18 protein-coding genes are annotated in these 24749 nt (G+C 42.9%); 11 read left to right on the top strand and 7 right to left on the bottom strand.

Annotation, left to right across the window (positions count from 1 at the left end; genetic code table 11):
* Window positions 1–45: 45 nt before the first annotated feature.
* A complete protein-coding gene (locus L4C39_RS18410) occupies window positions 46–774 on the top strand; it encodes a DUF3581 domain-containing protein (protein WP_429747361.1) in 729 nt (242 codons plus the stop codon).
* Window positions 775–967: 193 nt separating this feature from the next.
* Here the strand turns inward: L4C39_RS18410 and L4C39_RS18405 are convergent, their stop codons facing one another.
* Together L4C39_RS18405 and ydiJ are read right to left on the bottom strand one after the other, a co-directional pair.
* A complete protein-coding gene (locus L4C39_RS18405) occupies window positions 968–1429 on the bottom strand; it encodes a methyltransferase family protein (protein ID WP_261889482.1) in 462 nt (153 codons plus the stop codon).
* A 191-nt stretch (window positions 1430–1620) separates the two neighbouring features.
* The gene (gene ydiJ / locus L4C39_RS18400; RefSeq protein ID WP_429747359.1) at window positions 1621–4671 is read right to left on the bottom strand and encodes a D-2-hydroxyglutarate dehydrogenase YdiJ; all 3051 of its coding nucleotides are present in this window, start codon (window positions 4669–4671) and stop codon (window positions 1621–1623) included.
* 214 nt (window positions 4672–4885) lie between these two features.
* Between ydiJ and L4C39_RS18395 the strand changes: the two genes are divergently transcribed.
* From L4C39_RS18395 to L4C39_RS18370, 6 genes are all read left to right on the top strand, one after another.
* Window positions 4886–5575: a DUF3334 family protein gene (locus L4C39_RS18395; RefSeq protein ID WP_429747357.1), complete on the top strand. Its 690-nt coding sequence runs from the start codon at window positions 4886–4888 to the stop codon at window positions 5573–5575.
* Window positions 5576–5780: 205 nt separating this feature from the next.
* Entirely contained in the window at window positions 5781–6464 is a 684-nt protein-coding gene (locus L4C39_RS18390; RefSeq protein ID WP_017052536.1) for a DUF2786 domain-containing protein, read from the top strand.
* 101 nt (window positions 6465–6565) lie between these two features.
* Window positions 6566–7639, top strand: a complete 1074-nt coding sequence (locus tag L4C39_RS18385) for a J domain-containing protein (protein WP_171757268.1) — start codon at window positions 6566–6568, stop codon at window positions 7637–7639.
* A 169-nt stretch (window positions 7640–7808) separates the two neighbouring features.
* Window positions 7809–7991 carry a hypothetical protein gene (locus L4C39_RS18380; RefSeq protein WP_017052534.1) on the top strand — a complete coding sequence of 61 codons (183 nt, stop codon included), beginning with the start codon at window positions 7809–7811 and terminating at the stop codon, window positions 7989–7991.
* A gap of 405 nt (window positions 7992–8396) precedes the next feature.
* Window positions 8397–8867 carry a SulA-like leucine-rich domain-containing protein gene (locus L4C39_RS18375; RefSeq protein WP_429747354.1) on the top strand — a complete coding sequence of 157 codons (471 nt, stop codon included), beginning with the start codon at window positions 8397–8399 and terminating at the stop codon, window positions 8865–8867.
* A gap of 237 nt (window positions 8868–9104) precedes the next feature.
* Complete coding sequence (locus tag L4C39_RS18370; protein ID WP_429747352.1) at window positions 9105–10208, top strand: phosphoribosylaminoimidazolesuccinocarboxamide synthase; 1104 nt, start codon at window positions 9105–9107, stop codon at window positions 10206–10208.
* 163 nt (window positions 10209–10371) lie between these two features.
* On the opposite strand, the gene L4C39_RS18365 is transcribed toward L4C39_RS18370, so the two are convergent.
* Both L4C39_RS18365 and L4C39_RS18360 read right to left on the bottom strand, forming a co-directional pair.
* Window positions 10372–10749, bottom strand: a complete 378-nt coding sequence (locus tag L4C39_RS18365; RefSeq protein WP_017052531.1) for a hypothetical protein — start codon at window positions 10747–10749, stop codon at window positions 10372–10374.
* A gap of 250 nt (window positions 10750–10999) precedes the next feature.
* Complete coding sequence (locus L4C39_RS18360) at window positions 11000–13426, bottom strand: helicase-related protein (protein ID WP_429747350.1); 2427 nt, start codon at window positions 13424–13426, stop codon at window positions 11000–11002.
* A 151-nt stretch (window positions 13427–13577) separates the two neighbouring features.
* On the opposite strand from L4C39_RS18360, the gene L4C39_RS18355 reads away from it, so the two are divergent.
* The 4 genes from L4C39_RS18355 to L4C39_RS18340 all read left to right on the top strand — a co-directional run bounded on the left by L4C39_RS18355 (window position 13578) and on the right by L4C39_RS18340 (window position 18702).
* Window positions 13578–15266, top strand: a complete 1689-nt coding sequence (locus L4C39_RS18355; protein WP_429747348.1) for an NAD-dependent malic enzyme — start codon at window positions 13578–13580, stop codon at window positions 15264–15266.
* A gap of 162 nt (window positions 15267–15428) precedes the next feature.
* Window positions 15429–16103, top strand: a complete 675-nt coding sequence (locus L4C39_RS18350; protein WP_429747390.1) for a SanA/YdcF family protein — start codon at window positions 15429–15431, stop codon at window positions 16101–16103.
* Between the two features lie 201 nt (window positions 16104–16304).
* Window positions 16305–17675, top strand: a complete 1371-nt coding sequence (locus L4C39_RS18345) for an SLC13 family permease (RefSeq protein ID WP_017052527.1) — start codon at window positions 16305–16307, stop codon at window positions 17673–17675.
* Between the two features lie 196 nt (window positions 17676–17871).
* The gene (locus L4C39_RS18340) at window positions 17872–18702 is read left to right on the top strand and encodes a DUF2797 domain-containing protein (RefSeq protein WP_429747345.1); all 831 of its coding nucleotides are present in this window, start codon (window positions 17872–17874) and stop codon (window positions 18700–18702) included.
* Between the two features lie 125 nt (window positions 18703–18827).
* On the opposite strand, the gene L4C39_RS18335 is transcribed toward L4C39_RS18340, so the two are convergent.
* The 3 genes from L4C39_RS18335 to L4C39_RS18325 all read right to left on the bottom strand — a co-directional run.
* Window positions 18828–21110: an acyl-CoA dehydrogenase gene (locus tag L4C39_RS18335; RefSeq protein WP_429747343.1), complete on the bottom strand. Its 2283-nt coding sequence runs from the start codon at window positions 21108–21110 to the stop codon at window positions 18828–18830.
* 128 nt (window positions 21111–21238) lie between these two features.
* Window positions 21239–21880: a TetR family transcriptional repressor PsrA gene (psrA, locus tag L4C39_RS18330; RefSeq protein ID WP_017052524.1), complete on the bottom strand. Its 642-nt coding sequence runs from the start codon at window positions 21878–21880 to the stop codon at window positions 21239–21241.
* 435 nt (window positions 21881–22315) lie between these two features.
* Window positions 22316–24749, bottom strand: a 2434-nt coding sequence (locus L4C39_RS18325; RefSeq protein WP_429747341.1) for a VCBS domain-containing protein, incomplete at its 5' end; no start/stop codon positions are given.

Genomic DNA, 24749 nt, shown 5'->3' with positions numbered 1-24749 from the left:
ATAGTTGGATATAATCAGCACAGATTTTTCAACAAGCTGAGAATTATGTTTCTATCTCCTTATTTTTCAAACGCAGACAAACAATTCCAATTCACTCGTGAACAAGCAAGTCATTTTGCTAAAAAAGTAGCGGGCGACTTCAACCCTATTCATGATGAAGACAACAAACGTTTTTGTGTGCCAGGCGATCTTCTCTTTGCCGTTCTTCTTCAAAAAGAAGGCATTAGCCAAAAAATGCGTTTTGACTTCTCAGGAATGGTCAGTGATGGTGTTGCTCTGAGCGTTGAAAATAAGAGTGAAAAAGAGAGCTCGCTCGTCGATTCTAATGGCAAAGAGTATTTGCATATGAATCATCAAGGCGACGTTAGCCATGACGCAGCGTTCATTGAGCATGTTGTGACGAACTACGTACAATTCTCTGGTATGAACTTCCCTCACATCATGGTGCCTCTGATGGAAGAGCAACAGATGATGATCAACTGTCAGCGTCCTTTAGTGATTTATGAGAGCATGGAAGTGGAATTCAGCCGCCTAGATCTCACTCACCCAGAAGTCTCATTTGCTGGCGCAAGCTTTGATGTTGACGGTAAACGCGGTGTGGTGACGCTTAACTTTGAATTTAAAGAAGATGGCATCGTTGTAGGTAAAGGCGTTAAGCGCATGGTCGCAAGTGGCCTAAAACCTTATGACCAAGCAGCGGTTGATGATCTCGTCAATCGCTTCAACGAAAGAAAAGAGATGTTTCTTGCTCAGTTTGCTCAAGCAGCAGCATAACAGCACCGATTCGAACCAATAGAAACACGCTAGAAGCAACCAACAAAAAAGGAACTATTAGGTTCCTTTTTTTGATTCCGGCAAATTAAAAAATTTGAGTCGCTTTAGAACCGTTTGTTTAGAACCATGAGCTTTAAAACCAACGTTTAATACTCATCGATTTTATCAATAGCTTCAAATCCAATAATGCCGATTATATCCAGCGCCTAACACTCTGCTTATAATCTAAGTACTCTTCCCCAAATTTCTTCTCTAGCACCGCCTCTTCCGGCTCGATTTGAAACCGATTCATATACATGACGAAGACAATATTAAGCGCAACGCTGAGTAGGTTTTGGTAATAGATCGAAAGCCCAATCAGAAGCACCAGCAAACCTAAGTACATCGGGTTTCGGGTGTATCGGTAAATGCCACTGTCAACCACTGAAGATGCCTCTTCTGGTTTAACTGGGTTCACGGTTGTTTTAGCTTGGCGAAACGCCACAATACCTGAAATACCAACCACACCACTGATGGCGATTGAAACGAATAAAATAGCCAACGAGAATGGCACGGCGATGTGGGCCCCCGCTGCAAACGTATGAGCCAAATGCATAAGAAGAGCGACAACAATAAAAACAGCAACGGGCGGGATCTTTAATTCAAGAGCTTTCATCATTCAACATTCCTTGTTAGTTATTATTCAGACAATCCATATCGATTCCAGCACTCGACATTACACACTCGAGCCACAATCTATTTTTGTGAGTGTCAGTTTTGCATATACCCACTTCGCATGTGCCAGAGTAAGCCCAACAAGGTTGTTAAGATCACTCTGGTGTCACTGATATTCTAACCCGCGCTATCCTAGTCAACCAATTGTAGTAATGCTTGCAGTGGATGCGCTAACTTAACCCCTTCAAAGCGTTTCACTTGGCTACGGCATGAGTATCCCGTCACTAAGCATCTCTCTTTCGGTAAGTCCGCTAAACTTGGCTTCCAACTGAGCCCATAAATATCTTTCGACATCTGCAGTTTATCCACTTCATGGCCAAACGTACCCGCCATGCCACAGCAACCAACAGGCACAGTATTCAGCACGCCACCAAAATGAGTGAAAATCGCGCCCCACTCTTTTTCAGCGTTCGGTAGCTTTGTTTTTTCAGTACAGTGTGAGAATAGATACCAAGGTGACAATTCCGACGAACGAGCCTGAGTCTCTAGCTCAAATTCATTCAAACGGGGTAATAGCCACTCATGAACGGTTAACACATCAAAATCACCTCGCTTATCGCCAAGGATCTCGACATATTCATCTCGATAACAGAGCACAAGAGCAGGATCAACGCCCACCAGCGGGATTTCTAAATCAGCGACTTGAGACAAAAATGCCGATGTCGACTGCGCACTTTGAGCAAACTTTTTCAAAAAGCCTTTAATGTGTAGCGCTTTTCCATTGGGTTTAAAAGGCAGTAGCACAGGCACTTTACCCAAACGTTCAACCAGCAAGATAAAATCTTCTACCACTTGTGCATCGTAGTAACTAGTAAATGGGTCTTGCACAATCAGTACATGATCGGCTCTATCTTGTTTCGAAAGACCAGCCAGTCTTTGCAAGTCAAACTCTTGAAGACTCGCCTTCCTTAAGCGCTTTTCTAAAGTGGGAACAGACAGCAGCGGAGCGTCTACATACCCAACGGTTTTGGCGGTTAAGCTTTGGATCCATTGCTGCGACAGAGCGGTATTAACCACTAAAGGCGCTTTTGCCATAAGCGGCAGCATGGTTTCAATATTCGCAACCAAGTAGTCTTTTACAGGACGCTGGTAACGAGAGTAATAGATATTCAGGAAACGAGAACGAAAACTTGGTACATCGACTTTGATCGGACATTGACTCGCACACGCTTTGCACGCTAAACAACCATTCATCGCTTCATAAACTTCATGCGAGAAATCCTCTTCATGACGTTTGTTGAAACTATGCCTCACTTTATCAACCATGGTTTTTATCGTTGGCGTCGACTCAAGAACTTGTTGTTCCAAATCCAAAATATCTACGCCCTGTTCTGTCAATTGCCTTAACCACTCCCTGACGAGTCCGGCACGCCCTTTTGGAGAGTGACGCCTGTCAGCCGTGACTTTCATTGATGGACACATTGGCGAGCTAGTATCGTAATTAAAACACAGTCCGTTACCGTTACACTCCATCGCTTGTTTAAAGCTATCACGGACTTGGACATTAATCTGGCGGTCATAAAAACCACGTTTTGTGCCCGTCACTTTAACTAGCTCAGCATCGCTGTCTAGCGGAGTACAAATTTTCCCAGGGTTCATTTTGTTAAGAGGATCAAACGCCGCTTTAACACGACGCAACTCTGTGAACAATTCAGGTCCAAAAAACTCTGGCCCATACTCCGAGCGGAAACCTTTACCGTGTTCACCCCACATTAAACCGCCATACTTCGACACCAACTTCACCACTTCATCCGAAATTTGGTGCATCAGTAGCTCTTGTTGAGGATCGCACAAGTCCAGTGCAGGACGCACATGAAGTACACCCGCATCAACATGCCCGAACATACCGTAGTTCAATGATTTCGCATCCAGTAGTTCACGAAACTCAGCGATAAAATCCGCTAAGTTTTCAGGTGGGACACAGGTATCTTCTGCAAATGCGACAGGTTTAGCACGACCTTTCGCCGCCCCCAGCAACCCAACCGCTTTTTTACGCATATTATAAATGCGCCCGATCTCAGATAAATCGTTACAAATCTGGTAACCAATAATGCCCGCATCTTCAGTTTCTAGCATCACGTCAAGTTGGTCTGTCAGTGCTTTAATTTGGGACTCAACTTCAGCTTCATCTTGGCCTGCGTATTCGACCATATTAACGCCCAGCATCTCTTTATCTGGAACATCGGTAAACAGATCACTCACGGTGTGCCATACAATATCTTGCTTGGCTAAGTTCAATACTTTCGAATCAATAGTCTCAACCGACAAGGCATTCGCTTCTACCATAAAGGGAGCATTACGCAGCGCCGAATCAAAACTGTTGTATTTCACATTTACTAACGTTCGAGCTTTAGGAATTGGCGTCAGGTTCAATTTAGCCTCAGTGATGAAAGCTAAAGAGCCTTCCGCTCCGCACAGCACCCGCGTTAAATCGAACTCATTGGTATCGTCATCAATTGCATTTTTGAGATCATAACCCGTTAGGAAACGATTCAGAGGTGGGAATTTATCTAGAATTTGACTTCGCTTGTTTCGGCACACCTGTTCTGTGACCGAAAGAGCTTGATAAGCCAGTTCATCTTCACTTGGCAAACCACAAGATAAGTCAGATTCGAGACAAGACCCATCGGCAAAAACGGCTTGAAGAGAAAGAACATGGTCTGATGTTTTGCCGTATTTCAGCGACCCCTGACCAGAGGCATCGGTATTAACCATTCCGCCAAGTGTCGCTCGGTTACTGGTTGATAGATCTGGAGAGAAGAAATAACCAAAAGGACGAACAGCATCATTAAGCTGATCTTTGACGATCCCAGACTGAACTCGAACCCAACCTTCTTTATCATTTATCTCAATAACTTGATTCATGTGGCGAGAAAGATCCACCACAACACCTTGCGTCAAAGATTGACCATTAGTACCCGTACCGCCGCCACGAGGCGAGAAGGTGACTCGGTCATATTTTGGATTTGAGCTAATCTTACCAATAAGAATGACATCTTGAGTGGTTCGAGGGTGAACAACGGCTTGAGGGAGTTGTTGGTAAACACTGTTGTCTGTCGCCACCGCGAGACGGCTAGAATATTGAGATTCAATATCGCCAAAGAAACCAGCGGTTTTAAGTTCGTCTAAAAAGCAGACGACAACGGGATCAACATCCGTATTTAAATGAAGTCTTGGTAACATTGCGCTTCCTGCCCCTACTACGCTGATCCAATCAGCTATGGGTTTTGGTTAAAATAATCTTATTCTTTGAATTTAGTCACTTTACACCATCTAAAAAGGTGATCAAATCAGAATCTCAAGACGAAAATGAAACAAGTACTTCCGTTTTTATTTTTACAAGTCACAATGACGACATATAGCATATAAATTGACGCATTTAACGAGCGAATAAATAATGAAAAAAAATAAAGTAGTGACAACCGAAGACATCCTTCTCAAACTTTGTCAGTCAGTGTCTGGTGTACTCACATCTGCAACCAATTCAAAAGTGTCTTACTCTGCAATGGTGCAGAAAATCAACAAAACGAGCCTGAAACCTGATTTCGGCTGTTTCGTTCTATTTGACGGTGGCTTTTCTGGGTTAGTCGTTATCAACTTCACATCAAAGGCAGCATTAGAGCTTTACGCAAACTACATGCGTAATATGGGCATGCCAGAAGATGAATTAGCGGTTTTGCACACGTCAGATGAGGTTGGAGACGTTCTTGGTGAGCTAACCAACCAATTAGTTGGCGACTTTACCAACAAGATCCGTAAAGAATTACAAACCAACATCACTCAAAACCAACCAAAAATGTTGTCACTGAATAAGCAGGTAAACCTTTCTGTTGATACCAATTTGGATCGTCCGCAAGCGCGTCGTGTTACTTTCTCTACTGAGAAAAACAACATTTTCTACCTTGAGTTGGCGATGGATAAAACAGAATTCATTCAATTAGAAGAGTTTGAAATTGAGAAAGAGCAGTGCCCAGATTCAATTTTAGCGTCGACTCAAAAGAAAATGAAAGAAGAGCAGGATAATACTGCAGCGGCATCAGGCGGCAACGATGCAGCAGCCGATCTTCTCGATGAGCTAGGTATTTAACCCTCACGCTCTACGACACTAATCAACGCCATCGACGAACTTCATTGGAAGCGAGCCTCGATGGCGTTTTTATTTCACATGTTTCCAAGATATCCAATCATTCTCTCCGCTAAGATTCTTTTTTCTCTCTACCGTTTTGAGTTAAATCTAAAAAACAGGTAAAATGTCTGACTCTTCAAAATAAGCGGATGTTAACAAGCAGTAGATGGATAAGAAAAAAGCCCTAAAGAAAATTGCCAAATGCCTAGAGCTTGGAAATTCAGCCAACGTCAATGAAGCAGCTAATGCCATCAAAATGGCTCATGCCTTGATGGTTAAATATGGCTTGGATAAGGATGATATTGAATTTATCAAAATGGGCAAAACTCAGTCCAGTCACCTTCTACCTGCTAATGTCAGTTCGACTATTTTACGTGTGATCCGCGGTATCAATACTAGATTCGGTGTCGAAGCCGTATTACTTAATCATAAAGGTCTGAAACGCGTTGAATTTATTGGTGAAGCTGACCGCGCTATTTTTGCAGCCTTTGCTTTTGATATCGTTTATCGTGAATTGAATGAGCATACTGGTCAGTTCCGAAACAGTTTTTCTGGTTCAGGCACAAGTAACCTTGAAGTGACTCGTCGAGTGAATTCCTTTGTTTCTGGTTGGGTTGAAGGTGCACTAGAGAAACTTCCTATTATTACGCCTGATGAAGAGTCTGCGAATAAGATCAATAATTACATTGATAAAGAGTTTGAAAATATCGATCGCGAAACCTTCAAGCAGCAATTAAGAGAAGCGATGAAAAATTTAACCGCTGATTATGAAGTTGGATTAAAGAAAGGCCGTAAAGTCTCTGTCAATCGTCCGATTAATGGGGCACAAGAACTCAAGAGACTTAAGTAACGGCACTCGCGATAAAATGTTAAGATACCGCATGCGATTCAGTTCATACTTTAGCTGAATCGTGCGTGATTACTTACCCTGACTATAAGAAGCCTTATTTAATGAAACGTTATTTGCTCATTTTTGCTTTTCTCTTCGTAAGCCTAACTTGCAATTTAGCGTATTCCAGCACTGATAATATCGCCCTTCTGACAGCCAAAGCGAATCAAAACGATCCTCAGGCTCAGTATAACCTCGCTCAATCTTACGCTTTAGGCGTCGACACCGAAAAAAACATCGACACAGCATTTCATTGGTATCAGCAAGCCGCAAAAAGTGGCCATAAAGCCGCGCAGTACAAATTAGCTCAAGCCTATGAACTCGGAGAAGGCACCACGATAAACCTTGAACATGCGCTTCGCTGGTACACACAACTTGCCCTTGAGGGGGATAGCAAAGCGCCTTTGAAATTAGCGAGCCTATTTGAACGTACTAACGTTGATATTAGTGAACTAGATATGGCTGAAATCTGGTACCAAATTGCGGCAGACACCCTTTCCGATGCTAAGTTAAACACTCAAGCGGAGGATGGCTATTATCGAGTATTAGAGAGGCAATTCAATACTCAAAGAGCCAAGCAACTCTCTTCTATTGACCAACTTGACGCTCAAATTGACCCCATCACTCTGGATATTCCTCAAGATGAACAGGACCTACCTGAAAATTCTGATAGTTGGTCATTTAAAACGTTCATGAACCAACTTAATATTTTTAGTGGTGACTCCAGCATTTTCATATATGCCCCTTGGCTAATTATCGCCATTCTCAGTCTAGTATTGATCATGGCAGTGAAACGCAATCGTCATGATCAAACCAATGAATTGATGGAGCAACAACTGAAGCTTCAGGAAGAACTAAAAGCTAAAACCTTTACGATAAAGCAGCTTAAGCGCCAACTAGAGACGGTATTTCGTGAATTCAAAAAGCATCAGAACTCTTCTAAAAATCAAAAACTGAATATTTCTTGCGCTATATTTGGCTTTACCCCATCAAACATACCCGATGAGAAAAAAATCAAATTACGCTTTAAACAACTATCAAGAATTTACCATCCAGATATGAAAGGCAGTGAAGAAGAGATGAAACGCTTAAATGGCGCTCTTAAAACAATTCTTCACAATGTTGCAAAAAAGTAACAAATAATCAGAATTATCATGTCCAGCTTTCTCTATCTCCTATAAATATTGGCTTAGCAATCGATCTCCCTCTCAAAAATACGTAACAAACGGTTAACTTCATTGTACTATGTATGTCATAATGCACGCCGAAAATGACACCTGAAAACAAAAAGGTGGGGAGAAGATAATGTTCAAAATTGAAGGCGTTTGTGATTGGTGTAAACAGCCAGCTCTACTCGCGAAACATGATTATATTGATGGGAAACACCATCACTCATGTAAAGACTGTAATGCAATGGCAACACTGGATGTACGCCAATTCAATATTGCAGAACAGCAGATGCTCGCACAGCTTCAAAAAGCATCTTAAAGCATAGATAACTGATCGTTGCTCAAAACAGAAAATGGATAGAAAGCGCCGCATACGAGGCGCTTTTTTGATCCCCCAGCATAAATTTTTAATCACTCTTAATCTAGGCAAACGCTTTATGCGCCAGCTCCCTCTATCTATAATAACGACTGAAAAAACTACTGTATAAGTCATTACTTACACTGGATAAACTCCCTCCTATTTACGTTATTAACTACATCTCGCGTTAACACCTCTCGATACACTCAAAGTGTGAAATAAATAAACCCTTAAAAATCAACAAATAATAATTAATGTCGAAATTTAGCTTGTGATCGGAGTCTATAAATCCATCAATTAATACTTGATCTTCTCCCTCAAAATAACTACTGTATAGACATACAGCATGTATAGAAGGACAGTACCATGACTCCAGTATTTATGATTCAGAAAGCTTTAGCTCAAAAAACTTTGACTCAACAAGCAATGACTCAAAAAGCGATGACGCCATTAACGTTTAACTTTGACACTTTTGATCATCACGCTCATATTACCTCTATCAACTTTGTGCCAACTCAAGCGACACAGTTTTGGAAGCGTATCTCTGAGCTCTCGCATCAAAATCAATGGATACTTTTCACGGCTCAATGTCCGCGCCCTTCCATGAAGCAACTCACACGATTTAACACTTGCAGTAGCAAAGTGATTCATATGAAGGCTTCTAGCTACCAGTCTGAGTTTGAAATCGCAATCAAAGCGATTCAATCAGGTAATGCGAGTGCTGTTGTCGTTAGCAGTAATATTGATGAATTTGGTCAACGTCAACTCAACCTTTTGGCTAAGAAGCACCAATGCGAAGTGTTTTTTACTGAACATTCATCTCAAGTATTGCACTAATAATTTTGGTTTACCTCATGAACACTGCCCTGTTTGACTAAATTATTTCGCCTCCTTTATCGGAGGTTTTTTTTACTTCCACCAACACTTAGCAAACGTTTGCTTTTTGCTGGATGGAAATTAATTTTCTGGTATGATGCATCCAATAACGATGCCTACTAGAAACGATGCCAACTTGAAATGACGCCTACTAGGTATTTTCTCCGTGTGATGTTTAATAAAAGATAGGAATGTCTAATGAGCTTCGCTGACCAAGTTCTTGCCGTAAATGATGACCTCCCAATTCGTACCAATAAACCTGTTCATAGTGGAAAAGTACGCTCTGTTTATTGGTTGACTGAAGAAGACAGCCAACGATTAATCAAAGAAAAAGGATACAACGTCTCACCGGACGCTCCACTTGCGATTATGGTGATCAGTGATCGTATTTCTGCATTTGATTGCATATGGCATGGCGAGAATGATTTGAAAGGTGTTCCAGGGAAAGGTGCCGCTTTGAACGCTATTTCTAATCACTGGTTTAAGTTATTTAAAGATCATGGCTTAACGGATAGCCACATTTTGGATATCCCTCATCCATTTGTCTGGATTGTCCAAAAAGCCCGCCCAGTTATGATTGAAGCTATTTGTCGCCAATATATAACCGGTTCGATGTGGCGCGCCTATGTCAACGGTGAACGAGAGTTTTGCGGTATTGAAATGGCAGATGGCCTTGAAAAAGATAAAGCCCTACCAAACTTGCTTATCACGCCATCAACTAAGGGGATTCTTAAAGGCATTCCTGGCGTTCCAGAAGCTGATGATGTGAATATTACACGTAAGAACCTTGAAGATAACTTTGCCGACTTTAATTTCAGTAAGATTGAAGACATCGCTCAGTATGAAAAATTATTGAAAGAGGGCTTCGGAGTAATAAGTAACGCTTTAGCTCAAGTGGGGCAAACATTTGTCGATACCAAGTTTGAGTTTGGTTATGTGAATGATGCGCAAGGCATTGAAAAACTGATTTATATGGATGAAGTCGGTACTCCTGACTCTTCTAGAATTTGGGACAGCAACGAGTATCAACACGGAAAAATTGTTGAGAACTCTAAAGAGGGTTTCCGTCAGTTTTTACTCAATCACTTCCCAGATCCTGACATCCTTCTTAATAAAAACAGGATGCCTGAAAGAGAAGCACTTGCTCGTGATAATGCGCTTCCACTTGATGCATTAATGTCGGTATCTCGCACTTATATCGATATTGCGGAAAAAGTAACGGGGCAAAAAATAGAGTTAAGCGATAATCCGAAGCAAGAGATCATTGATATCTTAAGCAAAGAGTACAATCTTATTGATTAGTCCAATCTAAGCGATTCTGGTAAAAACAAAAAAAGAGCCATCATTTGGCTCTTTTTTAATGTTCAATTTTCACATTTCTACGTTTACCGAATTAGCACCAATGAACTTTGTCTATGTGGCATTAACTCATGTTCAGCGATTCAACTTAGTCACCAGCCACAAACTAAAGAGTGATGTAAAACTCATCTGGCGACGTGTTATTGATAACCAGTTGGCCGCGATCTTCAATATGCTTAATTTGCTCTTTCTCTAATGGGTAAGGCATTACGACTTTCAGCTCTTCAATCCCTTCAAGTTTGGCAAGTTTCGCCAAAGTGACAATATTCGACTCATCGCTTTTACGTGAGGACATGGACTTCAGTGCCATTTCCCATAAACGATCTTCTGGCTTGGTTAGCTCTTTAATGTTGTCACGCCAAACAATTCCAAATATCGGAGCAAACGAGCTCATTGCCTCTAAAAACGTCCATTTTTTACTGCACGAAGCACCAAGAAACGATGTGTAGTCAAATAGTACGCTCGCATCTTCCTGTTTATCCATAATGTCCCCCGACATAAACGCAACACGATATGTTGTGGTTAATATCAACCAATTCCCCCTATATAGCAATAGGATATAAAAGAACGGTCTTTTATACCCTCTCAACCATTCAAAAGGAAATATGAAACGCAAGCTTCTAACATAATTCACACATTAATTTCAAATATGCGCTTAATTGATTAATATTATGCAGAATAAATAAATACAAATTCGCCATATGTTTACTCTCCATATAAGTTGCATCTATTTATTACCGAACATCGACGACTCGACTCGCTTTTTTATATTGAATTCGCCAGCCTTTCCATGTTGGTAGCTCCCACCTTTTTGGATCGCCCTTTCTAGACCCACGCTGATATATCACGTGTATCAACTTCTTCGAGACATAATATTCAACCGTTAACTGAAGATCAGCCAAAGTGATACTTTGAGGGTATTGGTGAGCAAAATCATCAAACTCCCAGTAAGGAATACCTTCAAATGTAAAGTCACTGTTGTCGAAAATACTTAGCTCTTCAACATCCTGAATCTCAAGTTCAGTGAGTTGGTCAATAAACCACTGTTCAAAATTGATCTCGCCATGGGTCGAGTGCTGTGCATCAAGTCCTAGCTCTACGTATAATTTCCATAGGTTGATCTCCATTCGCCGTTCGTCAGCGAGCCCGATGAGCCACTCATTTCGATTTACCGCATCAACAATTGGCTTTAAAAGCAGTTCTCCTTCTGGCATCACTTGCCGAGTCGTCAATAGGCGTCCTGCGTATCGCAATTCCATCTCCGTTAGAATTTGATTTTTTCCTGAGCTTTGTTCGCCACTTTTTACCACCGTTGTTTCACCCTGAACCCAATCCCCCAATTCAAGCTCAATTAACAAGCTAAGCGGAACTGGTAGCATAACGGTTGCTAAATTTAATGTTTGCTTAACGCCCCGCCCTGGAATGCTATGGGTATCCATCACAATGGCGGCCTCTGCTTTGTCAGAAAATCGACTATGCCTTCCTACCGCTACTTCCATCTCTCCATTTGCTAAAGCTTGGCGACGTTTTTCTCTTCGAACGAAAACCAACTCCGGATGTAATTGAGCAATGCTAGTTAGAAATAGATGACGGTCATATCGCGAAGCAACGTCAAGCTGTGGCAATTCAAACGCCTCTCTCATTTGCTTAGACAGTCCCTTTGCCTCTTTTAGCGCTTCTTGTTCAACCTGAATCGAATCAAAGGTTCTCCCTCTGACTAGGTTAATCAGTATTTCACCATCGCAATGATGAGGTTCCTGTTTCTCAATCGGCTGGTCATCATCCTGATGAGGTTTGATTTGATAAATCGCCGCAGGAACCGATAATGCGGCTGCCAGATCAACCATCACTTCTTTTAATGCTCTTGATGGCATTCTAGTGACGAGGTCTGCATACAAAACATCGATTGGAAGTGGCGACAAAATTGTCCCATGCGGCGTAATCTTACCCTCTGAGTCAATGGCTTGCATAAGTCGCAATTTTTCCGTCGCAGAGACCATGGATTTAGGTGGCAGATCGTCTAAGAATGACAACTGATCTAACGAATATCCACAACTCGCAGCCGCAAGCATAGGCTCAACTAACTCTTCTCGCTGTAATTCTGGTGGCGTCATACTTTCTAAGGCGGCATGCTCTCCATACAATCGAATACACAGCCCATCCATTACCCGCCCGGCTCGACCTGCCCGCTGCTTAGAGCTCGCCTTTGAAATCGACTTTAAACTTAGAGTGGTGCGTCCATTTCTCTGAATAGTCCGCCGCTCAAGCCCAGAATCAATCACGGTTGAAATATTCGGGATGGTTAACGATGTTTCAGCCACGTTGGTTGCCAGCACCACTTTCTTTAGATGAACATCTGAGCTTTCAGAGTCACCACTATTTTCTGAATCATGAACCTGCAATGGTTGAGCGTTCAAGGCTAATTTACGCTCTTTATCTGAAACGGAGGCATGCAACTTCACAACAACACAGCCAGCAATACTTTGTAGCATCTGAGCACATTGTGTGATCTCTTTTCTTCCAGGTAAGAAGACCAAAATATCACCCGGACTGGTTATCAGCTGTTTTTTAACTTCATCGACAATTCGATTCTCAAGCATTCGAATATCGGGAAGTTGCTGGCTCTCACTCGTACGATAGATATAGTCCACATCAAACAGGCGACCTTGGGATTGGAGCCGAGTGGCATTCACATATTCGGCCAGTCGATGCCCCTCTAATGTCGCAGAAGTGACAATAAGCCGATGGCGATTCGCCTCCTTCAATAACGCCACCAGAAGATCGGTGTCCCAGCGCCGCTCATGAAATTCATCGATCATGACAATATCAAAATCCGCTAGTTTGTTTTCAGAAAACCAGCGCAGTGCGACTCCAGGGGTAACAAAAACAATATCACTATCTTCGCTAAATTGAACGTCTAGTTTAATGGCGTAACCAATAGATTGCCCTACCCGTTCTAGCCGCTGACTGGCTGTATATTCCGCGAGTGAAGTACAGGCGATTCGACGAGGTTCAATCACTAATACTCGGCCGTGTTTCGATGCCCATATTGGAAGTTTGGTTGACTTACCCGATCCCGTTTCTGCTTCTACAACAAGATTATATTTTGCGATAGTGGCTTCAAATTCAGAAAATAGCGCGCCTATTGGAAGTGAATGCATGTTATTAGTAAATAATATGGAGATTTGCGTTATTATACTCCAAAGACATAAGCGAGTGTTTGTTTTCCCAAACCTTAGCCTATGCTATTTACAACTGAATAACTTAACCGTTATCATTTTTAAGATCCCCCAAACCCTACATAGGCACAAAATGAACAACGATAAACGCCCGCTCTATATTTCATATGCTGGTTCAGCACTTCTAAGTACGCCATTACTAAACAAAGGAAGCGCATTTTCAGCATCTGAACGTAGCTCTTTTAACCTAAATGGTTTACTTCCAGAGACGACTGAAACAATCCAAGAACAAGTTGGCCGTGCTTACCAACAATACTGTAATTTTGAAAATGATATGGATAAGCACATTTATCTGCGTAATATCCAAGATACAAACGAGACTCTATTTTATCGTTTAGTCCAAAATCACGTTTCAGAGATGATGCCAATCATTTACACGCCAACGGTTGGTGCGGCATGTGAAAATTTCTCTAACATTTATCGTCGTGGTCGTGGCCTTTTCATCTCTTATCCTAACCGCGATAAAATTGATGATTTGCTGAATAATGCGGCTAACCACAACGTAAAAATCATTGTTGTCACGGATGGGGAACGAATTCTAGGTTTGGGCGACCAAGGAATCGGGGGAATGGGTATCCCAATCGGTAAATTAGCATTATATACGGCATGTGGTGGGATAAGCCCAGCATACACACTTCCAATCGTGCTAGACGTAGGTACCAATAATCCACAACGTCTTGCAGATCCTATGTATATGGGTTGGCGTCATCCTCGTATTACTGGTGCAGATTACGATGCGTTTGTAGAAGAGTTCATTCAAGCGGTTCAACGCCGTTGGCCTGATGCGTTAATTCAATTCGAAGATTTCGCTCAGAAGAACGCAATGCCACTACTTGAGCGATACAAAGATCGCATCTGCTGTTTCAATGATGACATTCAAGGTACTGCCGCCGTCACTGTTGGCTCTTTAATCTCAGCTTGTAAAGCGGCGGGTAGTAAGCTTTCCGATCAACGTATAACCTTCTTAGGTGCCGGTTCCGCTGGTTGTGGTATTGCTGAAGCGATCATTGCGCAGATGGTGTCTGAAGGTATTGATGATGCACAAGCACGATCTCAAGTTTACATGGTGGATCGCTGGGGCCTACTGCAAGAAGGTATGCCTAATCTGCTTGATTTCCAACAGCGCTTGGTTCAAAACAGTGCAAACACCAAAGATTGGGAAAGCGAAGGCACAGATTACTCACTTCTTGATGTGATGAAAAATGCTAAGCCAACGGTATTGATCGGCGTATCTGGTGCTCCAGGTCTGTTTAGCAAAGATGTTATCCAAGAGATGCACAAACATTGTGAGCGTCCGATTGTATTCCCTCTTTCGAATCCAACGAGCCGAGTAGAAGCAACACCGAATGATATTTTGCGTTGGACTGATGGCCAAGCTCTTGTGGCGACTGGTAGCCCATTCGATCCTGTCATGCACAACGGACAACGCTTCCCTATCGCTCAGTGCAACAACAGTTATATTTTCCCTGGCATTGGTTTAGGCGTACTTGCTGTCAACGCATCACGCGTAACAGATGCGATGTTGATGGAATCGAGCCGAGCTCTCGCGACATGTTCTCCACTTGCAATCAATGGTACTGGAGCATTGCTTCCACCACTGGAAGAGATCCACCTTGTGTCGAAGAAAATTGCTTTTGCTGTTGCTAAGAAAGCCATTGAAGAAGGCGTTGCTCTAGAAATCACCGATGAAGCGTTACAACTGGCGATTGATCAGCAGTTTTGGCAGCCTGTTTACCGTCGTTACAAACGTACTGCATTCTAATTTTTACTGAATGACACTCTAATTTAAAAAGCCCTTATGATTGTGACATAAGGGCTTTTTTTATATTATCAACATTCTCATTTTACCGATTTGGAATTATTAGTTTTAGTGAAGCCATTGTTACTTTCTTCATTACACTTCCTTCGCCGACATCGAGCATTGATTCGATACATCTTGCTATGTATTTCTATATCGTTGATTCTTCTCGCTACTGTTGTGTTTTCTATCGACCGATGGGTCTCTTGGCAAGCTGAAGATAGAATTATTCAATCATCTGAACAGGTCGATTACTTTGAGGTTGCCGTGGTACTCGGTACAAGTAAGTATTTAGGTCGCACTCTAAACGAGTATTACGCTCACAGGATTGAAGCCGCAATCGAGCTCTACCAAGATGATAAAGTAGACCACTTTCTACTGAGTGGCGACAACGCACATCGCTCTTATAATGAACCTTGGACAATGAAACGAGATCTCCTCAAAGCGAACGTTTCAGAAGAGGACATTCACTTGGACTATGCAGGGTTTCGAACTTTAGATTCGATTGTCCGCGCAAAAGAAATTTTCGATACCGATGATTTTTTGATTATTACGCAAAAATTCCACTGTGAAAGAGCGCTATTCATAGCTCATTCTTATGACATCAACGCGCAGTGTCTAGCCGTTTCTGGCCCAACCCACCACTCCGGGTTCTCCATTCGTTTTCGTGAAATTTTTGCCCGAACTAAAGCTTTTTTAGATCTCTACATCATCAATACGCAGCCTAAATTCCTTGGTCCAAAAGAGCCAATCTTACCTAACCCAGCCTCTTCTGCTTCAACAACCATATCAAATGGGTAATTTCTTACCCATTTTTAATTTTCTTCGTCACATTTTCATCTAGCACGTTCAAAACTCCTCAGCAGCTTTTCATCCAGTTAAGTAACATCAAGACAACAAAAGAGTACAAATTAAAACAATTAACTCAAGTCAGATACTTTACTAAGCAGAACTTAGCTTCAAATAACAATAATTACCTGAAGTTAAGTAAAAGGAGCACTTATGACAGCACTCGCAGTAACCTTACGGAACTGGTTTTTTACTCGAAACAGCATGATTCTTGTCGGAAACACTCTACTATTTTTTACTTTACTGAATGTTTTACCTTTTGATGAGAACGTTGTGACTGGCTTAAGTATTCTTACTTTTGTGGCAGTGCTTTGGTTAACGGAAGCGGTGCATGTCAGTATCACAGCCCTACTGGTTCCAATGTTGGCAGTCTTACTAGGGGTGTTTAATACCCAAACCGCGCTTAATAATTTCTCTAACTCTATCATCTTCCTTTTTCTTGGTGGGTTCGCTCTTGCTGCTGCACTACACAAGCAGGAACTCGATAAAGCCATTGCTGACAAAGTTCTCATTATCGCCAAAGGTAAAATGTCTGTCGCGGTCTTTATGCTATTTGGTGTGAGTGCTGGTTTATCAATGTGGATCTCTAACACCGCAACGGCTGCAATGATGCTGCCTTTAGTTCTTGGGGTTATGAGCAAACTGGATAAAAACAAAAACCACAACACTTATGTATTCGTACTTCTTGGGGTTGCCTATTGCGCTTCAATTGGTGGTATTGCCACACTGGTCGGTAGCCCCCCCAATGCTATCGCAGCCGCAGAAGTTGGCCTTAACTTTACGGAGTGGATGGCACTAGGGTTACCTATTTCCCTAATTCTTCTTCCAATCACTATGTTTGTTCTGTACATCATGATCAAACCCGATCTTAACCATAAGTTCGAATTAGATCATAAACCTGTGGAGTGGACAAACGGCAAAAAAATCACGTTAGCGATTTTCCTTTTAACCGTTAGCATGTGGATATTCAGCAAGCCGATTAATGCCATGCTAGGTGGTTTCTCTAAATTCGATACGCTTGTTGCGATTGGCGCTATTGTTCTTCTTGGCGCATCAAAAGCAGTTGAATGGAAAGATGTCGAGAAGACAACGGATTGGGGGGTTCTTATCCTATTCGGTGGTGGTATTTGCTTAAGTAATATCCTTAAAGCAACAGGCACCAGTGTCTTCCTTGCGCACTCCCTAAGCGGCTTCCTTGAGCAAGCAGGAATGCTATTAACTATTTTGACTGTGGTTGGCTTTGTTGTCTTTCTCACTGAATTTGCCAGCAACACGGCAAGCGCAGCACTACTCGTTCCAGTATTTGCAACCATTGCTGAAGCTTTAGGTATTTCACCTGTGATCTTATCTGCTCTTATCGCTGTTGCGGCTTCTTGTGCCTTTATGCTGCCAGTCGCAACGCCACCGAATGCGATCGTTTTTGCCTCTGGTCATATCAAACAGCGTGAAATGATGCGAGTGGGTATGGTGCTAAATATCGTCTGTATTTTTGTACTTACCATCTTTGCGTGGATTTTCTGGTAAGCAGCTGCTCTTCAGAATGCGATTTCCCTGAGCACTACTCTGCAAGCTCCTATTAAGTTTGCAGGTTTCCCTTTTGGTGGCGTTCGCGTCACCTTTTTTCCATTTCCAGCTCTTCCACTGTTTAACCTCGATCTTTTTCACTCTCTTTTTTGCTACACTACTCGTCTAAAATAAGAATAATCTTAAGAGTAATGTCATGTCTTTATTAGCTAAAGGTACGCTGAGTAAAATGCGTGCATCATTGGATGGAAAAGTTCAATACCGCTTGCCAGTCGGTGAGGAGTTAGTTGACCTAAATCCATTCATCGGTAAGTCTCTAACCTTGGTCCATACTGGGAATATTTTCTGTAGTGCCTGCGGGAAGAAGACGAAAAAAAGCTACTCGCAAGGCCACTGCTTCGTCTGTATGAGAAAACTTGCCAGCTGCGATATGTGCATAATGAAGCCCGAAACTTGTCACTATGAAGCAGGCACTTGTCGTGAACCGCAATGGGGCGAAGAAAACTGCATGGTAGACCATTATGTTTACCTTTCTAATACTTCTAGCTTAAAGGTCGGGATCACTCGTCACACACAAATACCTACCCGTTGGATTGATCAAGGTGCGACACAAGGCTTGCCGATCTTTAAAGTGAAAACTCGCCATATTTCAGGGCTGATCGAAATAGAATTAGCAAAACATATTTCGGATAAAACGAATTGGCGGACGCTTCTTAAGGGTGATGGCGAACCTATGCCACTGGAAGAGAAGTTCGCTCATTTACTACCGTTAGTTGAGCCAACCATTGCTGAGATTAAACAGAAATACGGGGATGATGCCGTACAACTTCTCAATGAAACGACCACTGCTATTGATTACCCGGTTGATGAGCATCCCGTCAAAATAACATCACACAATTTTGATAAAAACCCAGAGGTCACTGGTATTTTGAAAGGCATCAAAGGTCAATATTTAATTTTTGATACTGGCGTGATTAATGTTCGAAAATTCTCATCGTATGAAGTCGAAGTAAGCGACCCGCAATAGCGCATCTTCTTCATTAACGCTTCTTCATTCATAGCAAAAAATGCCAGACAGATTTCACTCTGACTGGCATTTTCATTTAGCTATAGCTATCAACTATGTTTCTAATTGCTCTAACCCACCAACTGCTAAGCAACACTATTCAGTTTTGGCTTAGAGGTGTTATTGGTTAGCGTTTCGCTGAAATCATGGCTAAAGTGGTCAACTTGAATCGCCTTGTATCTTAGCTTATCAGCCGCAATAATTTGCTCGACTTCCTCTTGGGTTAACACATTCGCTTGAAGGGCTTGTTCCAACCTATCGTTCAATAGACCTTTCCTCGCAATTTTTCCCTCTTTCGCTGCGCGGTATAATTTACGCTCTAACCCTTTGATGTCGTACATTGCGATAAAAGCTTCTTCCATCAGACCTACGCTATCATTCTCATCGTTACCGATATAACACAGGTGAGTTAAGCGATCACGATGCGCACCAGGCGTCATCACACTTTCCGCTAGTCTTACCGTAAGCGTATCGCTTGGTTTTTCGAAATGGTTACCTACTGGGAAAATCAGTGTTTTCAAAATTCGACCAACCGCTTTACTTGGGAAGTTGGTATAAGCTTCTTGCAATGATTTCGCAGCATTATGTAAACAGTACTGAATGCCATAATGAACATAATCCAGATCCGCTTGTTGGCGTCCTTCATCTTCATATTTCTTAAGCACAGCAGATGCCATATATAGGTAGCTAAGACCATCACCTAAACGCGCTGAAATCATCTCTTTACGTTTTAGATCACCACCTAATGTCAGCATTGCAAAGTCAGCACTTACTGCTAATGCTCGGCTCATACGCGTCATATCTTGGTAGTACACTTTGGTAGGCCCGCTCATGTCAGCTTTAATGAAACGTGAACCTGTTAGGGCTGCACCAAATGCACCCAATGTGTTCTTCGTTGCATGGCCAATATGTTTGAATAGCAATGAATCAAACTGTTTTGCCCCTTCTTTCTCATCTGGATTCGCAGCCGCTTCCATCTCTTTCAGTACATATGGGTGGCAGCGAGTGGCACCTTGACCGAATATCATCAAGTTACGAGTAAGAATATTCGCGCCTTCAACAGTGATTGCCACTGGAATGCCAAGATATGGCGCAACCAAGTAGTTCATCGGGCCATCTTGAATCGCACGTCCCGAGTGAATGTCCATCGAGTCATTTAGGATAGTACGCGCAATTTCTGTCATGTGATATTTAGCGATTGCAGTCACAATTCCCGGCTTCTCTTTTAGATCTAGAGATGTGGTTGTTAACGTACGACTTGCTTCGAGTAGGTATGTAAGCCCACCAATTCGGCCGAGGCTTTCCGCTACGCCTTCAAATTTACCAATCGACATACCAAATTGCTTACGAACATAAGCATACGCCCCAGTTGTTCGAGCCGTTAGATGCCCCATAGCAGAACCTAGCGCAGGAAGTGAAATACCACGACCAGCAGATAGGCATTCCACTAACATTCTCCAACCTTTACCCGCATAATCAGATCCACCAATTAGCCAGTCCATTGGAATGAAGACATCTTCTCCACGAGTTGGACCATTCATGAATGCGAGCCCAAGTGGATCATGACGTTCACCAACCACGACACCTTCGTGATCGGCTGGAATAAGCGCACAAGTAATGCCTAGTTCATCTTTATCACCCAATAGGTGTTCTGGATCGTTCAGTTTAAAGGCTAAACCAACAACGGTTGCGACAGGTGCAAGGGTGATATATCTCTTGTTCCAACTTAATTTAATACCCAGTACTTCTTTGCCTTCATGGGTGCCGTAACACACTGTACCCTGATCTGGGATCCCACCGGCATCCGAGCCGGCTTCAGGACCAGTCAATGCAAAACAAGGGATTTCCGTGCCATCCGCTAGACGAGGTAGCCAGTAATCTTTCTGCTCTTGAGTCCCGTAATGTGATAATAGTTCGCCTGGTCCCAAAGAGTTTGGCACCATAACGGTAACCGCTGTACTGATACTGCGGGTCGCAATCTTGGTTACAATCGTAGAGTTAGCCAGTGAAGAGAAGTTTCTACCGCCGTACTCTTTCGCAATAATCAGCGAAAAGAAACGTTCTTTACGTAAGAATTCCCAGACTTCTGCTGGCAAATCACGATCTTCTTTCACTATCTTTTGATCGTCTAACATGGCGAGTAATGTTTCTAGCTCGTTATCAATAAATGACTGCTCTTCAGATGATAGTGTTGGTTTTGGATAATGGTGCAGCTTTTTGAAATCCGGTTTACCTGAAAACAATTCTCCATCCCACCAAACACTTCCTGCTTCCATCGCCTCTTTCTCTGTATTAGAAAGGGGTGGCAATACTTTTTTAAAAAATTTAAAAGCAGGGTCACTAACCCATTTTTGTCTTAGAGAGCTCATAGTTCAGATCCTTTTGTTCCATATATTGGTGGGTATTTTTATTAGTATCTTTGTTAGATATAGCTTTGTTATATCTATAGCTTTGTTATATCTATAGCTTTGTTATGCACAAGGCTTTGGTATTGCAATCAGTCGGCAGCAACGCCTGCTGATAAGTAGGGTATTATCTGGTCAATAACCGCAGTGGCATCAACCGCTTGTCCAAAATCGTTATAGGCAATTTCTGATAGTGCTTTACTCGACGCCATGGTGAACACGCAAGTTCCTAGTGTAAAATGCAAGCGCCAAAATAAGGTCGCAGGTGTTAAGCTAGGATTAGCAGTCATCACAGAGCGTGTAAAAAGTGAAAGCACTTCACTATAGCGAGTTGTAATAAACCATCTTAAATGCCCTTGGACATCGGTGTAACCACGTCCAATTAATGACATAAATAGGCTCGTCCCGTTAGGTCTAACACCATCTAAAGCCAACAATGGGGCCCGTAATGACTCGAACACCTCTTCCATGCTATATGAATCTTTATCGTTCAAATCGTTAGCATTCAACTCGATCAGCGCCTTCTCTACAGATGGCATGAATGCTTCTAAATATCGGTTCAGTACCGCTCTTACTAAGGTTTTCTTATCCCCAAAGTGATAATTGACTGATGCTAGATTCACGTTTGCTTTGCTCGTGATGCTTCTAAGAGATGTGTCGTTAAAACCATGCTCAGCAAATAGCCCTTCTGCGACATCTAAAATTTTATCTTTAGTACTACTTTTCGAGGCCATTTTAATCACTCGTATTAAACAACTGTTTGAAATATACTCTTAGCACATTTATTTAACAAGCAATTAACATCACATTTTTTACTATTGGTCGGACCAGAGGAAGATAACGCCTTGAATAGATAAGAAATAAAAAGATTCAAAATAATGACAAATAAATTGAACTGATGGGTAAGTTGGCAGTCTGATTAATTGTAACCAAGAGATGCATTGAGAAGTTAAACAGGCCGTCTAACTACTTCTATCTTGTTGGCTACGAAACCACTGCTTTTTCTAAATAACTCCTATATTTGTATCCGCCCAACCCATCTTGGTTTGGGCTTTTTTTTACCTTGCGTTTGAGAGGTAAACCTAATGGCCTAATAGCCAAATGAATAGTTAGCAAAGCTCAAAAGCCTCTTACCTTTCATGATAAGAGGCTTTTGTTCAGGCAATTAGCTATGCCGCATCGTTTTTGATTATCTGGCTTAAAATATCTAGGCTCTCTAAGCTTGCTAAATCAGTCGTGATATTTTCGATAACAATGCTTTGTTCAAACCCTCCTCCCTCTGATGGTACGCTAAGCGTGACATCATCACTTCCAACGGTGACATCAATACTATTGAGTAACGTCATCACATCATCTGAGTCATTCGGATCATCAAGCAAGTCGTTTAAGTCAATCAAATCTTGTCCAACGGTAAAGTCTTTGACGACATCAGTACCGCTATCTAAGGTGCTATCCAACCAAGTAAAGATATTTTCACCATCATCACCGATTAATAGATCATTACCCAACTCAGCATTTAGAGGTTCATTATCTGCCGCTGTTACAACGTTATAACCATCGGTTTCCAAAACATTGATCGTCACCGTTTCTTGGGTACTTTTATCCCCATTTGAGTCTATAGCTTGGTAATCGAAAGTCACATTCTCTGTAATCTCTTGCGCACCTTCTAAGTATCTCAGCTCCCAGTTCCCACCCGTTGAACTTAATGAAATGTCCACAATCGGGTTATCTGGTGATGAATAACTGAATTCATATAAGATTTGGCTATTACCCGTATCTCCCACATCTTTTTGGTACTCTTCAGTATGAATGTCACCATTTTCAAGCGTGTAAGTAGCCACAATTTTCACACTGCTATTAGAATTAAACTCTCCTCCCATCCCATCGAGCCCGAGAGTAACAACATCGAGTGGGTTATCACTTAAATCAATATGCAGAGCCTCCTGCATATTCATACCGCTGCCTTCATTATCCCCAATACCATACCCAACATGAGGTTTGTCACCTGTATATTGTTTCAATGGCTTATCGTTGTTATCAGTGATGGAAATTCGAACTTCTTTACCATTGTCGAGAGTGACAAGTCGCTCTGTATCGCTAACTTTTTCGCCCCAATTGTAGAATCCATCATCAGACATTGGGGTATCTTCGGTTGGGTCTTCTCGAATACCTATGGTGAACAGCTCGCCCTCTCCTGGAACATAACTGATGCTATCCTGTTCGAATTGAGTTTCGCTTGAAACATCCGCAGAGGTTATTTCACGTGTTACGCCATGTGGATCGGTATAGAGCAAAGTGCCAGATTCAGGAAGTGAGTTAACTAAGATATGCAGTGGCACGGAGTTGTAATCGTCCTCAACATCGGAAATGTAATCATATGCAACGTTATCTGAATTGAACACTATCGGAGTAACCACTACATCTCCAAGATCGATTTCAAAACTATCGGCTTGAGGGTTATCCGGATCACCATGAATAACAACGCTGATTTGATGGGTAACGCCATCAGTCGAACTCACTGTAAAAATTTCGGTGACGGTTTCGCCCTCGTCCAGATACTGCACCGCGTTGTTGTCCACGGTGTAGGTCCAGTCGCCATCGGCATCAATCACTAAGCTGCCGAGCGCCGCCGCATTGGTCGAGCCTGTCGGTGTGAACACTCCGTTCGGGTTGAACTCCGGATTGTCATTGGCGTCCACATCAGTGATGGTCAAACTGCCTTCGCTGACCAAGGTCTCCGCCAGTGTCACGTCCACGTCTTCGGTCACGCTGCCTTCATCGCTGTCCCCTTCGCCGACGGTGATGTCGGACGGATCTTCCGCGCCGTTAATGGTGATGGTGACCACATGCTCGGTCCCATCGGTGGCACTGACGGTGTAAATTTCGGTGACACTTTCGCCCTCGTCCAGATACTGCACTGCGTTGTTGTCGACGGTGTAGGTCCAGTCGCCATCGGCGTCAATCACTAAGCTGCCGAGCGCCGCCGCATTGGTCGAGCCTGTCGGTGTGAACACCCCGTTCGGGTTGAACTCCGGATTGTCACTGGCGTCCACGTCAGTGATGGTCAAGCTGCCTTCACTGACCAAGGTCTCCGCTAATGTCACGTCCACGTCTTCGGTGACGCTGCCTTCATCGCTGTCCCCTTGACCCACAGTGATCTCTGAGGGATCTTCCGCGCCATTAATGGTGATGGTGACCACATGCTCGGTCCCATCGGTGGCACTGACGGTGTAAATTTCGGTGACACTTTCGCCTTCGTCCAGATACTGCACCGCGTTGTTGTCGACGGTGTAGGTCCAGTCACCATCGGCGTCAATCACTAAGCTGCCGAGCGCTGCGGCATTGGTGGAGCCTGCCGGTGTGAACACCCCATTCGGGTTGAACTCCGGATTGTCACTGGCGTCCACATCGTTGATGGTCAAGCTGCCTTCGCTGACTAAGGTCTCCGCCAGTGTCACGTCCACGTCTTCGGTGACGCTGCCTTCATCGCTGTCGCCTTCACCCACAGTGATGTCGGACGGATCTTCCGCGCCGTTAATGGTGATGGTGACCACATGCTCGGTCCCATCGGTGGCACTGACGGTGTAAATTTCGGTGACACTT

It is taken from the genome of Vibrio clamense (assembly GCF_050337905.1).
In the GTDB taxonomy this organism is placed as follows: domain Bacteria; phylum Pseudomonadota; class Gammaproteobacteria; order Enterobacterales; family Vibrionaceae; genus Vibrio; species Vibrio cortegadensis.
Note: the sequence above shows the minus strand (reverse complement) of the source record. Positions and strands in the feature narration are given on the sequence as shown.